We start from the raw sequence: 18427 nt of genomic DNA, 5'->3' as shown, positions 1-18427 counted from the left end.
ACGATTCTTTTTGTTTTTCAAACACTAATAGAGGTCAATTCGGACTACAAAATACTTTTAAAGAAAATATCTATAAGCGAATACAAAAAGCAAGTATAGGAGTAGAGCAGCCATTAGATAATATCTATGTTTCTTGTCGCTTTTCAACCAATCATCAAGCTTAGAATTCCATTTTACTTCGGTCATTTTTAAGATTTGTGATTTTTTAATAGAACCCCACCTACCGTCCAGCGTTAGGTAAAAGATGAAATCTTCATTTTCAGAGTAGATCTCTCGGACGTGAATTATCGGCGATTCTTCATCAATAGTGTCAATTGCCACTGCTTTTGAGATACCATAAGACATTGCAGCACCTATCAACATGCTAAATGCTGAAATATATCCAATGAAAACGACCACTAGCCCAAAAACATAGCTATAGATCATATATTTCTCACCATTTTCTTCTGAAATCTGTATGGTTTGAATTTGTTCTGGGATAATAGAGGTATCATTACTTACTGATAGTGCAAAAAATAAAATTCCCAAGAATATCAACAATAGTCCGACTGAGCTATTGTTAAATATCCTTTCAAGACTATGTTGGGATTGAGGATTATATGCATATCGATAGTATCCAATATTGTAGAAATATTTGGCTATGTATCCGACTATCGCTAAAACGAATACTAGAAAACTTATTTGAGGCAAGAACTCAAAAAGCATACTATGTCATTGCACACTAATTTTGATAAAAGTATCTATTAGTCTGCGTAAAATAATTTCTTAAAAGATGGCTATGGCTCTAAAACATACCTTCAAATTATTCTTCCGTTTAGCTTTGCTTTTGTATATACAACAAGTGAAGGAATTATAGAAAAAGAAAAGAATGCGCCGACCGGGATTTGAACCCGGGTTTAAGGCTTGGAAGGCCTCAGTCATAGCCACTAGACCATCAGCGCACGTGTATCCCCTTCATAGCCTTTTTTTAGATATAACCCTTTCGGCAGGGAGCCTTCTCATGCGGTATTGCAACCAGTGCAATGCAGAGAGGGATCAATCTTCCTTCAAGGCACGGATCTTATCCCTGATAGCGGCAGCTTTCTCGAATTCGAGGTTCCGGGCAGCTTCATGCATTTCGGATTCCAGATCAATAATCATGTCCTGAAGCTCAACAGAAGAGAGATCTTCAGCAATGGAAAACTCCGCTGCCCCTTCAACTGCTTCTTCTTCCGATTCCACAAGTTCACGCTGGATGGCTTTGGTAATACTCTGTGGTGTGATACCATGCACCTCGTTGTAATCAAGCTGGAGATTACGCCTGCGATCCATTTCTGCCATTGCCCTTTGCATGGAACCTGTTATTTTATCCGCATAAAGGATAGCATAACCGTCTACATTTCGTGAAGCACGGCCGATTGTCTGTATCAGGGACCGCTCAGATCTCAGGAAACCTTCCTTGTCCGCATCCAGAACCGCAACAAGACCGACTTCCGGAATGTCCAGACCCTCCCTGAGCAGGTTAATTCCCACAAGCACATCGAATTCCCCTTTTCGCAGGGAGCGCACAATCTCCGCCCTCTCAAGGGTATCAATATCCGAGTGCATGTAGCGAACCTTGATTCCCAGCTCAAGGAGATAATCAGTCAAATCCTCAGCCATCTTTTTGGTGAGAGTGGTAACAAGCGTCCTGTATCCATTTTCAGTAACCTTTCCTACCTCATGCATCAGGTCATCAATCTGGTTTTCCACAGGCCTGACCTGCACAACAGGGTCAACAAGGCCAGTCGGCCGGATAATCTGCTCCACAACCTGAGTGCTCAATTCCAACTCATAATCTGCCGGAGTTGCTGAAACATAGACTGCCTGGTTCAAGCGCTGCTCGAACTCCCTGTAGTTGAGAGGCCGGTTGTCAAAAGCTGAAGGAAGTCTGAACCCGTAATCAATAAGCGATTTTTTCCGGGCCCTGTCACCGTTGTGCATTCCCCCAATCTGCGGGATGGTAACATGGGATTCATCGATGAAAGTTATGAAATCGTCAGGAAAGAAATCCAGCAGGGAAGAGGGCGCTTCTCCCGGCATCCTGCCATCAAAGTGGCGCGAATAATTCTCGATTCCACTGCAATATCCCAATTCCTGGATCATTTCGATATCGAATTTGGTTCGCTGGAAAATTCTCTGAGCTTCAAGAAGCTGGCCTGCGGCTTCAAGTTCCGCAACCCGGGATTCCATCTCCTTTTCAATTGACAGCAATGCCTTTTCCATGTGCTCCAGCGGCATCACAAAATGTTTGGCAGGGTAAATCATCACACTTACATCGGGATCAACTTCAGCAATCACTTTACCGGTAAGGGGTTCAAAAAAGCTGAGCCTGTCGATTTCATCCCCGAACAATTCAATCCTGATAGCCCGGTTATCCTGTGCCGGGAAAATCTCCACGGTGTCACCACGTGAGCGGAAGGTACCCTGTGTGAATTCAATTTCATTCCTGTCGTACTGGATGTCCACGAGTTTTCCAAACAATTCCTTCCTGCCGATTTCCTCACCCTGTTTGAGGAGAATTGACATGTTTCGCCATCCCTCCGGAGAACCCAGGTTGTAAATACAGGAAACACTGGCAACAACGATGACATCCCTGCGTTCAAGAAGTGAACGTGTTGTGGACAGCCTGAGCCTGTCAATCTCATCGTTTACATGCGAATCTTTTTCGATATATGTGTCAGTTGTCGGGAGATAGGCTTCCGGCTGGTAATAGTCATAGTAGCTGACAAAGTATTCCACAGCGTTGTTAGGAAAGAAGTCACGGAATTCAGAAAACAACTGAGCTGCAAGTGTTTTATTGTGTGCTATGACGAGGGTTGGTCGCTGCACTTCCTGGATAACATTGGCCATTGTGAAAGTTTTCCCCGATCCTGTGACACCCAGCAATGTCTGGTGCCTTTGTCCTTCAAGGATACCGGAGCTAAGCTTTTCTATTGCCTGCGGCTGGGAGCCTTTCGGGGCAAACTCTGACACAAGTTCAAACGATGGCATTGCATTTCACAATGTGTTTTGAAACTGTAAATATGTAATCCTGTGTCAGCGGAAAAGGACAAGCAGAATTATATACATGAGAACAAGGGCAATCGCGAGTTTCATCAAAGTTCTGGCCTTGTTTTTATCTGAACCGAACAATATCGGAATCGGACCAATCATTATCACACCACCTCCGGAAACGTGCCACTTTTCCTCATCCGTATTTTCAAAGTCAGAGTACCCAACATGATTTTGTTTTTCATCACTGTTTTGTGAAATGCCTGATTTTACCAGCAAAAACAAACCATAAGCAAGCAGGACAATTCCCGCAAGAATCAGAACATCACCAATCAATGGCCACGCCTCCGCAGGAACATGTAGAGAATAAAGATACCAGCTCCGATAAACATCATTGTGTTTGTGATTTCAGGGGAAGAGCCAAAAGCAACGGGAAAAGGACCTATTAGGATAACCCCGCCAAACTGTGAATTACTCCCACTGTTTTCAAATGCTTTTACAACAAGGCCTATGAAAAGGAGAAAAACACCCAGGGAGATTAGTGAAATTCCTTTGGAAGCATCTGAACCTGAGGACATAGATCCAACTAGGAAAAACAGAAATTTAAATCATACCCTGTGGAGGTATGAATGGGGTTGCCTGTCAGCGTGTGTTTCTGAGATTTCATCACCGACAAAGAGGTATTCCCTGCGGTTGCGGTTTCCTCGCCTGTCGACAAGGTTTTTGTGGAACATTCTGGACAGGTAAGTTGAAACAGTGCTGAGTTTGATGGGACCGTAAACAGTCTCGTAGTGCTGTTGTATATCCTGTGAAGTGGCCCACATTCTTGGGAATTCGTATTTCAAAAACAGTTCAAGTCGCTCACTTATTGTTAGCGGAGCACCAGTGGCTTCAGGCCTGGCGGAGCGGCCGGACCTTTCCACCGCAGTCTGCTTCCCAATTTGTTCCTGTGTGGTGGTTGGTGGTACGGAAAGAGGAATTTGCTGGGGCGCATACTGTGGTGGAAATTGAGGCCAGTACATTGGATAATATTGCTGTGGAGGTACCTGATAGTACATTTGTGGTGCAGGTTGTGGAGAAACCTGCGGTTGGTTCTGTTGAATATTTGGTTGAATAGGCTGTGATGAAGATTCGGCTGATGGAGGTTGAGTGTCGCCAAACATCTCAATGAATTGGATCAGTTTCTGTTCCCAGTCACTCCCTTCCAACCTGACAGTGGCAATTTCCCTGTCATCGTCATCGAACACTTCTAGCCGAATCTTCATCTTTAAGCCTCTTGATGAATCCATCCATCCCCTCAGACGTATGAATCCGCAATACCACTCATCCCCTCAGACGATGGCTTGCAAGTTTAGTGTGAAGCTGTTTTTACAGTTCACATTATGAGCATAATGTGACACTGCATATAACAGTAATTGGTAATTATATATAAGCATTTCGAGTAGATAACTGTAGAACACTGTTTTTACAGAGTATTACAGATCTACATCTACTAATACTACGAAATAATGCTTATTAAACGTAACCTATGGAACATAGAAACAAACTGATTATAACAAAATCAATTATTACTTGTTTAATCTCCATTGGAAATGAAGGGGTTAGTTTTTAGCAGTATTAAACTGTAATTTTGCACTTAAATTGAGAAATAAGCATAATTATTGCTTTAATACAAGGACAAAATAGTACTGAAAAACACAGCAAACCTATTTCGAAAAACAGTGTTTTTACAGATGTGTTTGGGGCCATTAGAGGCAAAAGAAGACATCTCAGGTGGGTTTATATTGGATGATACCTATAGGAATCCCACATGACAGATGCGGATGCAGGAACACCCACAGAGATCAAAAGTCCGGATAATACCGTCGTATTTAATGAAAAAACTGATTCCGAAAGTCTTGCCAGGGAAATCGAGGAGCTGAAGCTTAAAAATGAAAGTATGAGAGCAAAACTGCTCGAGTCAAACATGCTTGCAAACAGCTACCTTGAGGAAATATCCAAACTCAAAGAGCAACTGGATCGGGTAACATCTCCGCCACTGTTCATAGCAACTGTGATGGAAATGGAAGGCGATATGGCGATGCTGCGCCAGCACGGCAATAATCAGGAAGTTATGACTGACATTCCTCCTGAACTTGCACACCAGCTTGAAATCGGTTCCAGAGTTTCAATTAATGCGGCTTTTGCAATTGTGGACATCCTCAGCAAAGCCACCGACATGCGGGCACAGGTCATGGAAGTGATCAATTCCCCGGGAATTAATTACGACATGATCGGTGGACTTGAAGACGTTGTCAAGGAAGTTATCGAGGCCGTGGAGCTTCCACTCACTGAACCAGAGCTTTTCGAGAAAATCGGAATCGAACCCCCAAGCGGCGTCCTGATGTACGGCGAACCCGGCACAGGAAAAACACTAATTGCAAAGGCAGTTGCTTCCAGTGCACATGCCACATTCATACGCATGTCCGGTTCGGATCTTGTCCAAAAGTTCATCGGAGAAGGCGCAAGGCTTGTGAAGGACGTATTCCAGCTCGCAAGGGACAAATCACCTTCAATCCTATTCATTGATGAAATCGATGCCGTGGGCGGAATGAGAACCCATGACGGTACAACCGGTTCTGCCGAAGTCAACAGGACAATGCTCCAGTTGTTGTCCGAAATGGACGGTTTCGATCCCAGCGGTAATGTGAAAATCATCGCTGCAACCAACCGTATTGATTTGCTCGATCCGGCACTGCTTCGCCCGGGTAGGTTTGACAGGGTTATCGAAGTCCCCGTTCCTGATGAGAAGGCAAGGCTGGAAATCCTGAGGATTCACACTAAGCCATTGAATCTGGCAGAGGATGTGAACCTTGATAAACTCGCAAAGATGAGCAACGGCCTCAGTGGCGCAGACCTCAAGATCATCGTGAAGGAAGCAGGCATGTTCGTACTCCGCCGCAGGGAGGAGGAAGTTACCATGAAAGACATGCTCGAAGCCTTCGAGAAGGTAACCACAGAGGAAGAGCCACCAATGCCCGGCGGGATGTTTGTATAACCCGCCCCCTTCGTTTTTTCGAACAAAAAATTAATATAGATTAACCCGTATTAGGGGTTACAACGTGTGCTCCGATAGTGTAGCACGGCCAATCATACAGGACTCTCACTCCTGTGACTGGGGTTCGAATCCCCATCGGAGCATTTTCCCTTATTTTTTGGATATTGCCAATGCAAAGAGAAGTATAGCTGTAGCTTTTTCAAAATACTCCAAACATGGACAAGTTCCAGACAAAAATTGACAAGCAGACATCAAGAACTTCAAATCATTTTGAGAGAAAACCAGAAACCGAATAAAAATAGTAGATTTGGCGAAGTGATGCATCGAGAGGACGGTCTACTTCGTTATGATGCTCACACGTCATAGTTTATGAGAGGATGATGTGAGGTTCACTTCGCCACTACCACTACATTACAAGAATATGACTAAACTTGAATTTATACTCCCACGGTAAAGGGTTACTAACCAAAAGTTCTTAAGAAAATTACAAAGAGCATGTGCCTCATTTCGGAGTACATGGCCTAATTGACAATTCCAACCCCCATAAACTAGTGAAAATTGTAAACCTACAGACACCCAAAACATCCTGAGAACCACTCAAAAGATTTATGTCTGAAAAGTGCATATAGGCGCCCGTCTGAGACACAAAAACGATAGCGGAGTGCCGATGTTACTTCCATTGTTGGGGACGAGCACAAAAGTATATCAATCCAGAAAGAGCATCTCAGGGGGAGGTGCCGGGATTCACTCCGCTATAACTATTGCAACCTTAAAGGCACAATCTCTTTATACTCATCACCACAATCCACCTCTAGATACTATGTCAGAAAAAATCACGGATGCAGAAAATGCGGCCTTTGAAGCTGGGATAAAACTGGGAGCTCTTTATCACCAATTCACAGGTTCACCAATCAGCCTTCACACGGCAGAAAGCCTTGAAAATGCAATTGCTGAAAGCATCTCAGTCCAGCCATTTGTCGAAAGCATCACAGTCAAAATAGACAGGGACATAGTAAGATCTAAACTCAATAATGAATTCGGTTATTGTGAGCTGGAAGGGCGGATGATCACAGTGAAACTGATTGTAGCTTATAAAAACGTCCGGCTCTTTGCATCCATGGAATATGAGCGTGAACTTGATTATCCGCTCATGAAAATAGAAAAGGTGGAAAGCTCTTCAGAATGAAGAGAATCCATTAACAACTTTTTTGTTTTGCTCAGCGGTCCCGATTGTTACACGAATCAGGGATTCACCCGCATCCCTGAAGGAAGTGCAATCCCTTACAATAATACCCTGTCTGAGCAGGTGTTCACATACATCCTTCGCCTTCACAGGAGACACGTCCACAAGCACAAAGTTTGCCTGTGAGTCGTAAACTGTGAACGGAATATAGTCCATCAGATATTTTCGACCTTCCCGAACCATTTCCTGACTTCTTTTGAGATGTTCCTCATCAGACAATGCTGCAGAACCGGCCACAAGTGCCACACTGCTCACATTGAATGGCGTTCCTGCTTTCATGTACTCAACCTTCAACCAGGCGGGCATGATACCATAACCAATACGAAGCCCCGCAAGCCCGAATGCCTTTGAAAGAGTGCGCCCGATAATAAGATTGTCATACTCATTCACAAGGGACACAAAAGTCCTGTCTGCAAATTCGACATAAGCTTCATCCACAAAAACGAGACAAGAAACGTTCTCCACAAGACTCCGAAGTTCTGTTTCGGACATAGAGTTCCCAGAAGGGTTGTTGGGAGAACATATAAACATCATTTTGGTTGCATCAGTTACAGCGTCCTTCAGTGAATCAACATCTATGCTGAAATCATCATTTCGCCTGACAAAAACAGGCGTCCCGCCGTTTGCTCTTGCAGATAGCTCGTAATAGGAGAAAGTGGGAGTTGAAATAACAACTTCCGAGCCCGGAGATATCAGAAGTCTCATCAATCCGTCAAGCAACCCATCCATACCCGGGCCAGAACCTACGATCATGTCTTCAGGCATACCGACGTACTTGGAAATAGCAGAAACCAGCTCCCCGGCATCAGCAGAAGGGTAAATATTGATATCCTGAGCATGCCCGACCATTGCCTCCAAGGCTTTTGGAGAAGGCCCAAGCACGTTTTCATTGGAACCCAGTTTTATGATTTTATCCGCTGACAGACAGTACTTTTTCGCAATTTCTTCAATGGATTTGCCGGGAACATAAGGTGCTATAGAACGAATTTCAGGCTTTATCAGATCAGACCTTGCCAAGAATATCGACCACCGTATCAATCTGTTCTTTTGAAATCGTAAGTGGAGGAGCAAGCCTCAAAACCGTGTCTGAAGTGCAGTTTAGCAATAAACCCATCTCACGGGCAGCATTTACAAAGTCAGCACACGGGCGGCCCGTCTCAACACCTATCATCAATCCCTTGCCACGTACTTCAAGGAAATCATCGCGACCCAGATCTGAAAGTTGCTTCCGGAAGTATTCGCCCATCTCACGGGATCTCTCAATGAGGTTCTCATCTTCCATGACCTTGATTGAAGCAAGAGCAGCAGCACATACCAGAGGACCTCCACCGAAAGTAGAAGCATGCTGGCTCTTTGTGAAAGTAAGCCCTTCACGTGCAGCAATTCCTCCCATGGGAAGGCCACCAGCCATTGCCTTTGCCATTGTCATGATATCCGGCTGCACGCCTGAATGCTCTTTACAGAACCATTTTCCAGTACGTCCGAATCCGGTCTGTACCTCATCAAAGATAAGAAGAGTACCAGTCTCATCACATACCTTGCGAACCTCCTGAAGGAATCCTTCGGAAGGTACATTGATCCCGCCTTCACCCTGTATTGGTTCAACGATTACAGCAGCAGTCCCCGGACCGATGGAATTTGCCACATCCTCAGCATCACCAAAGTCCGCAAAAGTAGCCTTGACAGGCATTGGTTTGAAGGGTTCCTTGTAAGCCTCCTTGTAGGTGACTGACAGCGGATTCATTGTCCTGCCGTGGAAAGAACCTTTGAGTGCCACAAATTCATGTTTTCCTGTAACCATACGTGCCAGTTTCATAGCAGCTTCAACCGCTTCAGCCCCTGAATTACAGAAGAAAACACGATCCATCCCCGTAAGAGACACAAGCTTCTCCGCCAGGTTTGCCTGCATTTCGGTATAATAAAGATTTGAAACATGGATCAGCTTTGCTGCCTGATCCTGAATTGCTTTCACAACCGCGGGATGACAGTGACCTACATTGTTCACCGCAATTCCTGCGACACAATCGATATACTCCTTCCCGTCAACGTCCCATACAACAGCACCTTCACCCCGTTCAAGAGCAATCGGCTGGTGAGTATATGTCTGCATGACACACTCGGAATCTTTTGCTGAAATTGAACTATAGCTAGCCATCTGAAAACACCTTTCAAAAAGAGAATTTATTCAGGAGAACCGGAAACATCCAGCCTCATGAGTTCATTATCATTAATAATATCTTCTTCTTCACGGATAAATGAGATTCCTGCACTTGCCCTCATCACACCGTCCACTCGTGCGGATTCGTGAATATTAATCAGTGCAGCATTAATTTGCCCCAGTACATGGGTTCCCTCGTGAATTATAACTTTGCCCCGGGACACGATATTTCCGTGTATGGCATTGTTTTCCCCGAGTTCGACAGTTCCTGCAGCCCTTATGCTTCCGTAAAGAGTGGTTTCGTCACCCATTTTAAGGGATTCTGCGCGGATGTTTCCCACAAGGCGGCAGTCGCTGCCTATTTTTGCAGTTCCGGGAACCCGGATGGAATCTGCGGAAATACGTGACCCGTTGGGAATAATCATGATATTAACACCCAGATCTTCGCCATCGTCAGAAAAGAGTTCATCGAGGGCTTTTTCGACTTCCTCACCTTTTCCCAGACGGAGTAATTCGGCAATATAGAGGAAAATATATGCAACTACAGGTACCGGATTGCGAACTACAATCCACCCCCTGGCTTCAAAGCCTTCTTCAATATTTACATCGTTTCCGACATCAAGATCACCTTTGACAACCAGTTTACCTCCAATGTTGACAAATTCACCGATATAGGCATTCTCGTCAGTCCTGACACTTCCGTTAATGCGGGACCAGATGTCAATCCTGACATCGGATGTTGTTGCGATGTCACCTGATACGTTTACCCGTTCTCCTAAAATGGCGGAATTTGCAATCAACCCGTAACCCAGATCAGAATGGTTGCCGACAACGACATCACCATCAACAACAATAGTATGTTCTTCCATCTTTGTCCCGTCAGGGATCACAAGGGTGTTCAGGGGCTGTTCATCTTCGATGATCTCACACTCCGAAGGAGATTTCCTATTACGGCAATGGGTGGTTATCGTATATATAATTAGATTTCAAATGATTATTTCTCAATACCCACTCTTACGTCTACAGCCGCTCCTGAATCCATAACTATGATTTCGGGAACTGCCAACAACAACTGACCTGCAGCGAGCAACTTATCCTGTTCGTCAACAACAAGAACTTCCTCACCGGATCTTAGCTCCGGATCAAGTTCCAGAACATGTTTTGCAAAAGCAGTTTTACCCTTTGAAACAAAAGGAACCGCATCTTCACATATAACAACACGCTGCCTTGGAAAAGGAAGGAAAGAATGAAGCATGGATGCAGCTTCGATACTCAATGTCAGTACACCGTCTTTTGCGCGTACTGTAGCAATTCTGGATTTGCCTGAAAGTACCTGACGCACACGTTTTGTCCTTGAAAGCATGAAACTTACGTCATCCGGGAAAAGCACGTTTCCGGAACCTTTACCAAACTGGTAATCGGCCATAACACGCACCTGACTTAAGAGATTAGCATCTGCAACCATAATTAGAACCGAAGATGTGAGAATGGTATTTATATCGCTCGGGTCAGCGTAATTTTATAGTTCTTACTCCATCAAACCCTTTAAATATTATAATAACCAACTGTAATTAGAGGAAGCGGGTACAAGCTTGTTAGCATTGCAGATCTGACTGTAACCAAGCAAACCATTCATCCCCTCAACAATATCCGTTTCCTCCAATTCTCGTTAACCTTTTACAACACCAAGAGGCACGAGCTTTGCCACTTTTCTTGCAATTCCCACCCTGTGAACTACATCAACGACTTCACTGCTGGACTTGTAAACCTCTGGTGCTTCTTCCGCGATAACCGAAGGATGAGCAGCTTTTACAAGGATTCCGCGATCCTCAAGACGCACCCGGATGTCTTCACCGGAAAAACTCTTTTTCGCATGGGATCTGCTCATTACTCTTCCTGCACCATGACAGGCACTTCCGAATGAGATGTGCATTCCTGCTTCATTACCACACAAAACATAAGACGGAGTCCCCATGCTTCCGGGTATCAGAACAGGTTGCCCAACATTCCTGTAGGCTTTTGCAACTTCCTTATGACCTGCAGGGAAGGCACGTGTTGCACCTTTGCGGTGAACGTACACTTTTTTCTTTTCCCCATCAATCTCATGTTCCTCAAGCTTTGCAACGTTATGAGCTACATCGTACACAAGATCAAGGCCAAGTTCATCCTGATCCATGCCGAACACTTTTTCAAAAATACCGCGTGACTGGTGCATTATAACCTGCCGGTTGGTCCAGGCATAATTGGCCGCTGCAGCCATCGCTCCAAAGTAATCCTGAGCTTCCTTTGATTGTGCAGGAGCACATGCAAGCTGCCTGTCAGGAAGATCGATGCCGTATTTTTTTGCTGCACTCGTCAGTGTCTTGATATGATCCGTACATACCTGATGGCCAGCTCCACGGGAACCACAGTGTACCATGAAAGTAACCTTTCCCTTTTCCAATCCGAAGGCTTTGGCAGCCTCTTCATCATATATCTCATCAACGCATTGCAATTCAAGGAAGTGATTACCACTACCAAGAGTGCCCAATTGTGGGCGCCCTCTTTTGTGTGCCTTTTTGCTGATTTGATCCGGAAGTGCACCTTCAATACGGCCATTGCCCTCACAGTGTTCTATATCGGCTTTCACGCCGTACCCATGCTCCACAGCCCATTGTGAACCTGCAACGAATATTTCATCAAGTTCACTCTCGGAAGCCCGTATCTTGCTTTTGGAACCAAGGCCGGAAGGAACCGCATCAAATAATCCGTCTAACAACTGATTGAGATGAGGCAAAGTATCCTCTCTCTGTAAATTGGAACGTATGAGGCGAACTCCACAATTGATATCAAATCCCACGCCTCCCGGACTTATCACACCTTCATCCTCATCAAAAGCCGCAACTCCCCCGATGGGAAAACCATAGCCTACATGGGCATCCGGCATGGCCATGGAATACTTCTGGATACCCGGAAGCATGGCAACATTGGCCACTTGCTCAAGTGCCTCATTCTCAAGATTCCCAAGAAGAGTCTCTGAAAGGAAAATCCTGCCCGGAACCCGCATACCTTCCTTGTAATCTTGCGGGACTTCCCAGATATCCTCATCAATTTTTCGTAGTTTGCCTGCTGAACCTGCATCTTGTTCCATAATATAAAACCCCCTTCATGTATCAACTGTAACCTGCACCATTGTATCATCTCCGGCTTCCTGCACAAGGAGATTATTATAAGTAACTGCCTTCACTTCGGTCTCAAAGGCATGTTTATCCAGATCTATGAATTCTCCGCATGCTGTTGCAGATAATGAATATACACCGTCCTGATGATTTATACCAATAACAGCAAATTTACTGAATACTATGAATTCAACCTCAAAATGATAAAGCAATTCTGAGAGCCACTCCACAAGCAACATTTCCAGATCATCGGCTTCCACCTCGATGGGTATGGAAGTCCTGCACGGAATATCTGAAGTGTCAATCATGACATTGAACATGGCTTCCGCTGCATTCTCAAAAGCTTCTTCGAGGTTAGCCCCATAAGCACGAAAACGTGCATCTGCGGTATGCTCCATATAGTCATATTTTTTTTCGGCAGACATGTTATCCCCATGAAGTCAAACTGAGGAATTTACAGTTTATTCCACACACTGTAGATTCTCTGGAAAGCAGTAATATGTGATGTGAAAGCAAGAACCACTACACACCAGCCAAGAATTGTGTAGCCGGCAAGTGGCTGTGCATAAATAACGTAAGCAATCGCAGCGATCATTATTAGTACAAGCCTGTCAGCCCTTCCCATAAGCCCGCCATAAAAACGGCCAATTCCGAGCGCTTGTGCCTGTGTACCCAGATAACTTGTAAGCAAAACACCCACAAGAGCTATGACACCGATTTCCCAGTCAACATGCCCTCCGAAGAAAATTCCGCCTATTATGAACATATCAGCATACCTGTCGATGACATGATCAAGGAAATCTCCTTTTCTGCTTGCAATGCCCTGATACCGGGCCATACTACCGTCCAGCGCATCAAAAAAGGAGTTTAAAGATACAAAAATAACGGCCACAAGAGCATAAATTGCAACTTCCAGTGAATAGTAAAAAGCGATTCCTGCCAGCGCTGAGAAAATGAGGGAAATAATAGACACATAATTGGGAGTTAATCCTGCGGATATTGCTCTTTTTGCAATGGATTCCACATAGGTGGCAGTTATCGGACGGAGTTTTTCAAGAGTCATATGTGTCTTTTCCTTTACACATCCGGTGTAGATAGCTTTTACCCGTTATTTGCGTGCCAGATCATAAAGATACTTTATTTTGCAGGAGTGTTCTATCTGGGTGGTATAGATGTAGGCTTCGTCAAGATTCTTTCCAACGGAGATTGTGCCGTGGCTATATACAATTGCGCCGTGATGCCTTGAAAGAGCCGCAGAGGCTGCGTCTGCCAGTTCTTCACTTCCAATTTTTCCTTTGATAATTGGCACATCCCCAAGGAAGAGCATACCTTCACTGTCAATAGGCGAGATGTTGCCGCCTTCCTGAAGCAAAGAGAGAGTAACAGAATATGGACAGTGCGCATGCACTATTGCACCGGCATCTGTATTGCGATAGATCTGGCGATGAACTGCAGTTTCGGAAGAAGCAATTTTATCCAGCAGGGAATTGCGGTCTATGGGCACTTCCACAACCGTTTCTTCAGTTATTTCATCAAGACAACAGCCGGTACGGGTTATTACCAGATTATCGCCTTTTCGAACACTGATATTTCCAAAATTCGATTCAACTAACCCATGATTTACAAGCTTGCTTCCAATACGCGCCATTTCACGCCACATGAGTACCAGATATGCACACGCAAGCATAAAATTTATTTGCTATAATCTGTATGTAAAGGTAGTTCAATGCGCCTCGGTGGCTCAGCCTGGCAGAGCGAGTGATTTGTAATCACTAGGTCGCGTGTTCAAATCACGCCCGGGGCTTCATTTTCTCAGTTTGAAGCCTATACTTTCACCCAGCTTGGATTTCAAATATAAATCAAGAAATGAAGGTATATGGCATGGGATTATATGATTTCAGTAAAAGAATAGCTAGTGCTGAGCAACGCGTCCTTGATGCGGATTATTCTCAAAAAAATAAAGACACTATTTTTTCTTTTGTTCACGTATTGTACGCTGAAGGTCTATCTGAAGCGAGGATACTCAAATATCTCAGTAATTTAAACATACTAGCTAGCTGGTTTGACAAAGACTTCGATGAAGTCACCAAATCTGATATGTATAGAGTAGTGGCTGAGATTGAGAGATCTGACCGAAAGGCATGGACAAAACAAGGGTACAAGGTAACAATCAAGCGTTTTTTCAGATGGTTGCATAATAGTGAGACAGATCCAGAGATAACCAGATGGATCAAGACAAACATAAAGCAGTGTGACCAGATATTGCCAGAAGAATTGCTCACAGAAGATGAAGTGAAGCAAATGATTGACGTATGTGATCATCCGCGCAACAGAGCTATGGTTGCCATGTGGTATGATGCCGGCGGGAGAGTCGGGGAGATGGGAGAAGCGAAGATTAAACACTTTGTTCCAGACGTATATGGTGCAGTTCTGATGGTAAAAGGAAAGACTGGTATGCGCAGAATTCGACTTGTATTCAGTGCCCCTTATGTATCAAAGTGGCTTGATACGCATCCGGAAAGGGATAATCCAGATGCACCTCTTTGGGTCAATTATGGGAAGTACAAAGGCAGGGCAATGAAATATGGCGGCATCCGAATGGTCATAAAAAGAGCTGCAAATAAAGCCGGAATAAAAAAGCGTGTATATAACCATCTTTTCAGGCACTCAAGGATTACAGAATATGCCACATTTATGACACAGGCACAGCTGGAAAAAAACATGGGATGGGTACATGGAACGCGGCAGTCCGGCACATATATTCATCTTGCGGGTGCTCAGGTTGACAGCACCATACTTGAACATTATGGACTAAAGGAAAAGCAGGACAAGCCCTCGGAGCTTACCCCTAAGAATTGTCCACGTTGCAAGACCACAAATGGCCCAACAGCAGATTTCTGCAGCAATTGTGGAATGGCTCTTAATGCAGTTGCAGCAACGAATGTTGATGACATGCAACAATTGGGTATGCAACTGCTTCTTGAAATAGGAGCAAAAGAACCAAAGGATGTCCAAGAATTGCAAGGATACCTGGGGAAATTGAAGGAAGCGTTGAATGATAGTGATTCCACTTCAATAAGTGACAAGTGAATCAACATGAGCCACGGACTTGCATAGCGGTGCCTTCCAGAACTGTAAGTCCTGGTTCTCTGGTATGCCTGATGTAGCATCTACTGCATCCGGTGTTCCATATCCTCGCAGAGATAGATTCGTAGTTTTCCCTGGCACTTGTAATATCAGGTGGCGCTTGTCGTAATAGGCATCCTTGACGAATATCTGGTAAAAACCTGTTTCCGGATTTACCACTCCCATTGTATCCCTCCCGAACACATAGGTGCTCTCTAGTATCACTTTTATTGCGTTCATTATAGGGTTACTTTCTTGATCAATGGCATAGCCGGACATGACCACACCTACCGATGATTCTGACCAAGATGTAGCCAACTTCAGATGTCGTAGATAAATATACATTGTCTCCTGTATCTCTATCCTGTGGAATGTGGGTGTGTGCATCCCGTCAGAGGTAAACATTATTTTCAGCTTATAGTATTTGCCTGCATATCCTGCACTATTCATGGGCGTATAACCTGCACTGTAGGATGTGGTACTTGTACCATCCGGTCCAATCCATCCGGAATTCGGTGTTCCGCTCTGGTCATCGCTGATGTAGATTTGTGCTCTTATATCGCAGCCTACCGCTTCTGTGATTGACATATAGAATATATCCAGCGACTTGTTATGCTCTCTCCACAGGTACCAGGGCATCTCTATCAGTCCTGTTGTCGGATATCGGGTTATTTTGATATTGCTGACCGTGATTCCTTCGGAGTAGTCTGTCGGTGTCGTGTAATTTGCCTTACACCTGAGCCTGAAATGGAACTTGGTCGAGTTCATAGTGACCACCTGACCGGTGCCTGAAGTAGTACCGCTCTTTGACCATACCACCGTCCCGTCTGCGTCCAGCAGCTCCAGTATGAAGTAGCTCGAGTTGATATTCACATCATAATCAAACTCCACCGACAGAAAACCTGATTCTTGCCATATGAAGCCATGATTCGGATAGTTACTATCTATCACCGTGTATGTAGTGTCTGCCAACAGATCTATTTTCAGCTCTTTATTGCCTGCATCAACGGTGCCATTGCACGACAGGAACCCGTCATCCTCATCTATTTCTGTTGAATAGTCCGGTTCGATTTCCTCTTCCTCTAGTTCAAAGGTACTGTTATTGAACACCACTCCGCTCGTGATGCAGCCATATACAAAATCTGTAGCATCAAACACTTCTTTGTTAATCCTGTATGTGCTCAGGCCAATCTCACCGGTCTTGTTGTCCACATCTGCGGTGTGCTCCAATGATATCTCTATGTCTGTCGTTAGAGCCGAGTGCAGCATCTCGTTTTTAGACAAATAAAAGAATTGACTGTCCGGTTGATTGGCCTGTGAACTCTCTATTACCAGTGGATGAAAATCAACCGGGACCAGCACTGTTGCGGGGTTCGTGTCCGGGAAACTGAGCAATCTGTGCTTTATCCACATGTCGAAATAATACCAGATAAAGTCAAATGAAGGCGTGTACTTTCCGTCACCGGTTAACCATACTTTCGTTCTCCAGTATTTGCCAGCAGCCGCTCCTGTCCATATTTTCCCGTTGTTGTCTGTATAATAGGTGCTCGATGTCCCGTCCGGGCCTACAAATCCTGACGTGGATGCCAGACTGTCACCTACATCGATCTGAGCCTTCACTTGTGTATCAGCTGTGCCCAGTGTATAGCCAAGATCTATTATCCTCAAGGCTTTCATGAATTCCTTGTACTTGTAACCCGTCTGCTCAATGTAGCCTGAAGTCTTGTACCTGTCCAGCACCACGTTGCCTATGTACATGTGGTTGTCCCAAGGATCCACAGGCGAAGTCCAGACCGAAGGAGAATTCGGAGCAATGCACCTGACCCGGAATACACAGTAATCGTCTACAAAGGTAACCACCTGGCCAGTGCCAGAAGCTGTCCCTGTCTTGCTCCACTTCACAGTACCTTCACTGTCCACAAGCTCTGCAATGAAGTACGAGGAATTCAGCACCACTTCATAGTCAAAGGTTATCTGGATAAAGCCTGATGCGATTATCTCAAACCCTTTGTTCATGTAGGTCTCATCCACCTTGTTGTAATCACTTTCGTCGGCCAGGTCCAGTTTCATGCTCATTGTAGAATTGTCCAGAGTAAACATACCCGGCAGGAATCCATCATCTGTATCTACGTGGGCCGAGTTCTCCGGATAGATGGCGATCTGTTCTGTCTGGAGCGTGAACATATCGCCATCATAGTCCACGTTTAACGTAGTGACTCCTTCTGTGAACATTAGATCATTCTCTGTTTCCTCTTCCAGCAGCATAGCCGGTGAAAATTCCCTTACACCAACCAGTCCTGTATTTGAATCCGGCTGGCTTGCATCTGATGATTCCAATGCAAGGGAACCACCTAACCCTTCATTCCAGCTCTCAAGCGTGAACTCATCAGCCGTTGTCCCTCCCGTCACTGATACTGCCGATACACTCCTGATCCCGGTGTCACCTGCATTGAGAGCAATTTCTATGTGACTGCCTGATGTCTTATAGGCTTCTACTGAAGTGCTAACGTCTGCTGTTTGTGAATTGCCAAACTGGTCTACATAAGTAATAGTCACATCCAGAGGCGCATCGCCTATTGTGGCCTGTGGCACTATGAAACACCTGAATCCGCCTGATGATATTGAATCTCCCACAGTGAATCCTGTGCCCACAACATAAGTTCCGAACACGACAGCATCAAATGCCATGCTTC

Annotated in this window: 17 protein-coding genes and 3 tRNA genes; 5 read left to right on the top strand and 15 right to left on the bottom strand. The window is 44.9% G+C overall.

The features are described 5' to 3' along the window. Positions 1-57 precede the first annotated feature (57 nt). The 6 genes from J2755_RS06515 to J2755_RS06490 form a co-directional block, all read right to left on the bottom strand. Positions 58-705: a hypothetical protein gene (locus J2755_RS06515; protein ID WP_209681104.1), complete on the bottom strand. Its 648-nt coding sequence runs from the start codon at positions 703-705 to the stop codon at positions 58-60. A gap of 164 nt (positions 706-869) precedes the next feature. Further along, positions 870-941, bottom strand: a tRNA-Gly gene (locus tag J2755_RS06510). 94 nt (positions 942-1035) lie between these two features. Continuing rightward, the gene (gene uvrB / locus J2755_RS06505) at positions 1036-3012 is read right to left on the bottom strand and encodes an excinuclease ABC subunit UvrB (RefSeq protein WP_209681102.1); all 1977 of its coding nucleotides are present in this window, start codon (positions 3010-3012) and stop codon (positions 1036-1038) included. A gap of 45 nt (positions 3013-3057) precedes the next feature. Continuing rightward, a complete protein-coding gene (locus J2755_RS06500) occupies positions 3058-3348 on the bottom strand; it encodes a TIGR00304 family membrane protein (protein WP_209681100.1) in 291 nt (96 codons plus the stop codon). Next, on the bottom strand, positions 3345-3590 hold the full coding sequence (locus J2755_RS06495; RefSeq protein WP_209681098.1) for a TIGR00304 family membrane protein: 246 nt from the start codon (positions 3588-3590) through the stop codon (positions 3345-3347). The genes J2755_RS06500 and J2755_RS06495 overlap by 4 nt, the downstream gene beginning before the upstream one ends. A 30-nt stretch (positions 3591-3620) precedes the next feature. After that, positions 3621-4301 carry a hypothetical protein gene (locus tag J2755_RS06490; protein WP_209681096.1) on the bottom strand — a complete coding sequence of 227 codons (681 nt, stop codon included), beginning with the start codon at positions 4299-4301 and terminating at the stop codon, positions 3621-3623. Between the two features lie 521 nt (positions 4302-4822). Here J2755_RS06490 and J2755_RS06485 point away from each other — a divergent pair. The 3 genes from J2755_RS06485 (at position 4823) to J2755_RS06475 (ending at position 7235) form a co-directional block, all read left to right on the top strand. Beyond that, complete coding sequence (locus J2755_RS06485; protein WP_209681094.1) at positions 4823-6049, top strand: proteasome-activating nucleotidase; 1227 nt, start codon at positions 4823-4825, stop codon at positions 6047-6049. A 68-nt stretch (positions 6050-6117) separates the two neighbouring features. Continuing rightward, positions 6118-6192: transfer RNA gene (locus tag J2755_RS06480), tRNA-Glu, on the top strand. A gap of 677 nt (positions 6193-6869) precedes the next feature. Next, on the top strand, positions 6870-7235 hold the full coding sequence (locus J2755_RS06475) for a dihydroneopterin aldolase family protein (protein WP_209681092.1): 366 nt from the start codon (positions 6870-6872) through the stop codon (positions 7233-7235). Here the strand turns inward: J2755_RS06475 and hisC are convergent. The 8 genes from hisC to J2755_RS06435 form a co-directional block, all read right to left on the bottom strand. Then, positions 7227-8309, bottom strand: coding sequence for a histidinol-phosphate transaminase (gene hisC, locus J2755_RS06470; RefSeq protein WP_209681090.1), 1083 nt, complete (start codon positions 8307-8309; stop codon positions 7227-7229). The genes J2755_RS06475 and hisC overlap by 9 nt on opposite strands. Next, positions 8296-9447 (bottom strand): acetylornithine transaminase, encoded by a 1152-nt coding sequence (locus J2755_RS06465; RefSeq protein WP_209681088.1) that lies wholly within the window; start codon positions 9445-9447, stop codon positions 8296-8298. The genes hisC and J2755_RS06465 overlap by 14 nt, the downstream gene beginning before the upstream one ends. A gap of 26 nt (positions 9448-9473) precedes the next feature. Next, positions 9474-10319: a polymer-forming cytoskeletal protein gene (locus J2755_RS06460; protein WP_209681086.1), complete on the bottom strand. Its 846-nt coding sequence runs from the start codon at positions 10317-10319 to the stop codon at positions 9474-9476. A 125-nt stretch (positions 10320-10444) separates the two neighbouring features. Beyond that, on the bottom strand, positions 10445-10915 hold the full coding sequence (locus J2755_RS06455) for a PUA domain-containing protein (protein WP_209681084.1): 471 nt from the start codon (positions 10913-10915) through the stop codon (positions 10445-10447). A gap of 204 nt (positions 10916-11119) precedes the next feature. Then, positions 11120-12580 (bottom strand): RtcB family protein, encoded by a 1461-nt coding sequence (locus J2755_RS06450; RefSeq protein WP_209681082.1) that lies wholly within the window; start codon positions 12578-12580, stop codon positions 11120-11122. Between the two features lie 15 nt (positions 12581-12595). Next, entirely contained in the window at positions 12596-13033 is a 438-nt protein-coding gene (locus tag J2755_RS06445) for an archease (protein WP_209681075.1), read from the bottom strand. Between the two features lie 29 nt (positions 13034-13062). Then, a complete protein-coding gene (gene pgsA, locus J2755_RS06440) occupies positions 13063-13671 on the bottom strand; it encodes an archaetidylinositol phosphate synthase (RefSeq protein WP_209681074.1) in 609 nt (202 codons plus the stop codon). 45 nt (positions 13672-13716) lie between these two features. After that, positions 13717-14295: an aldolase gene (locus tag J2755_RS06435; RefSeq protein WP_245312741.1), complete on the bottom strand. Its 579-nt coding sequence runs from the start codon at positions 14293-14295 to the stop codon at positions 13717-13719. A 43-nt stretch (positions 14296-14338) separates the two neighbouring features. Here J2755_RS06435 and J2755_RS06430 point away from each other — a divergent pair. Together J2755_RS06430 and J2755_RS06425 are read left to right on the top strand one after the other, a co-directional pair. After that, positions 14339-14412, top strand: a tRNA-Thr gene (locus J2755_RS06430). Positions 14413-14489: 77 nt separating this feature from the next. Continuing rightward, positions 14490-15698 carry a tyrosine-type recombinase/integrase gene (locus J2755_RS06425; protein WP_177188076.1) on the top strand — a complete coding sequence of 403 codons (1209 nt, stop codon included), beginning with the start codon at positions 14490-14492 and terminating at the stop codon, positions 15696-15698. Here the strand turns inward: J2755_RS06425 and J2755_RS06420 are convergent. After that, positions 15681-18422 carry a hypothetical protein gene (locus J2755_RS06420; RefSeq protein WP_209681073.1) on the bottom strand — a complete coding sequence of 914 codons (2742 nt, stop codon included), beginning with the start codon at positions 18420-18422 and terminating at the stop codon, positions 15681-15683. The genes J2755_RS06425 and J2755_RS06420 overlap by 18 nt on opposite strands. Between the last annotated feature and the right edge of the window lie 5 nt (positions 18423-18427).

It is taken from the genome of Methanohalophilus levihalophilus (genome assembly GCF_017874375.1).
In the GTDB taxonomy this organism is placed as follows: domain Archaea; phylum Halobacteriota; class Methanosarcinia; order Methanosarcinales; family Methanosarcinaceae; genus Methanohalophilus; species Methanohalophilus levihalophilus.
Note: the sequence above shows the minus strand (reverse complement) of the source record. Positions and strands in the feature narration are given on the sequence as shown.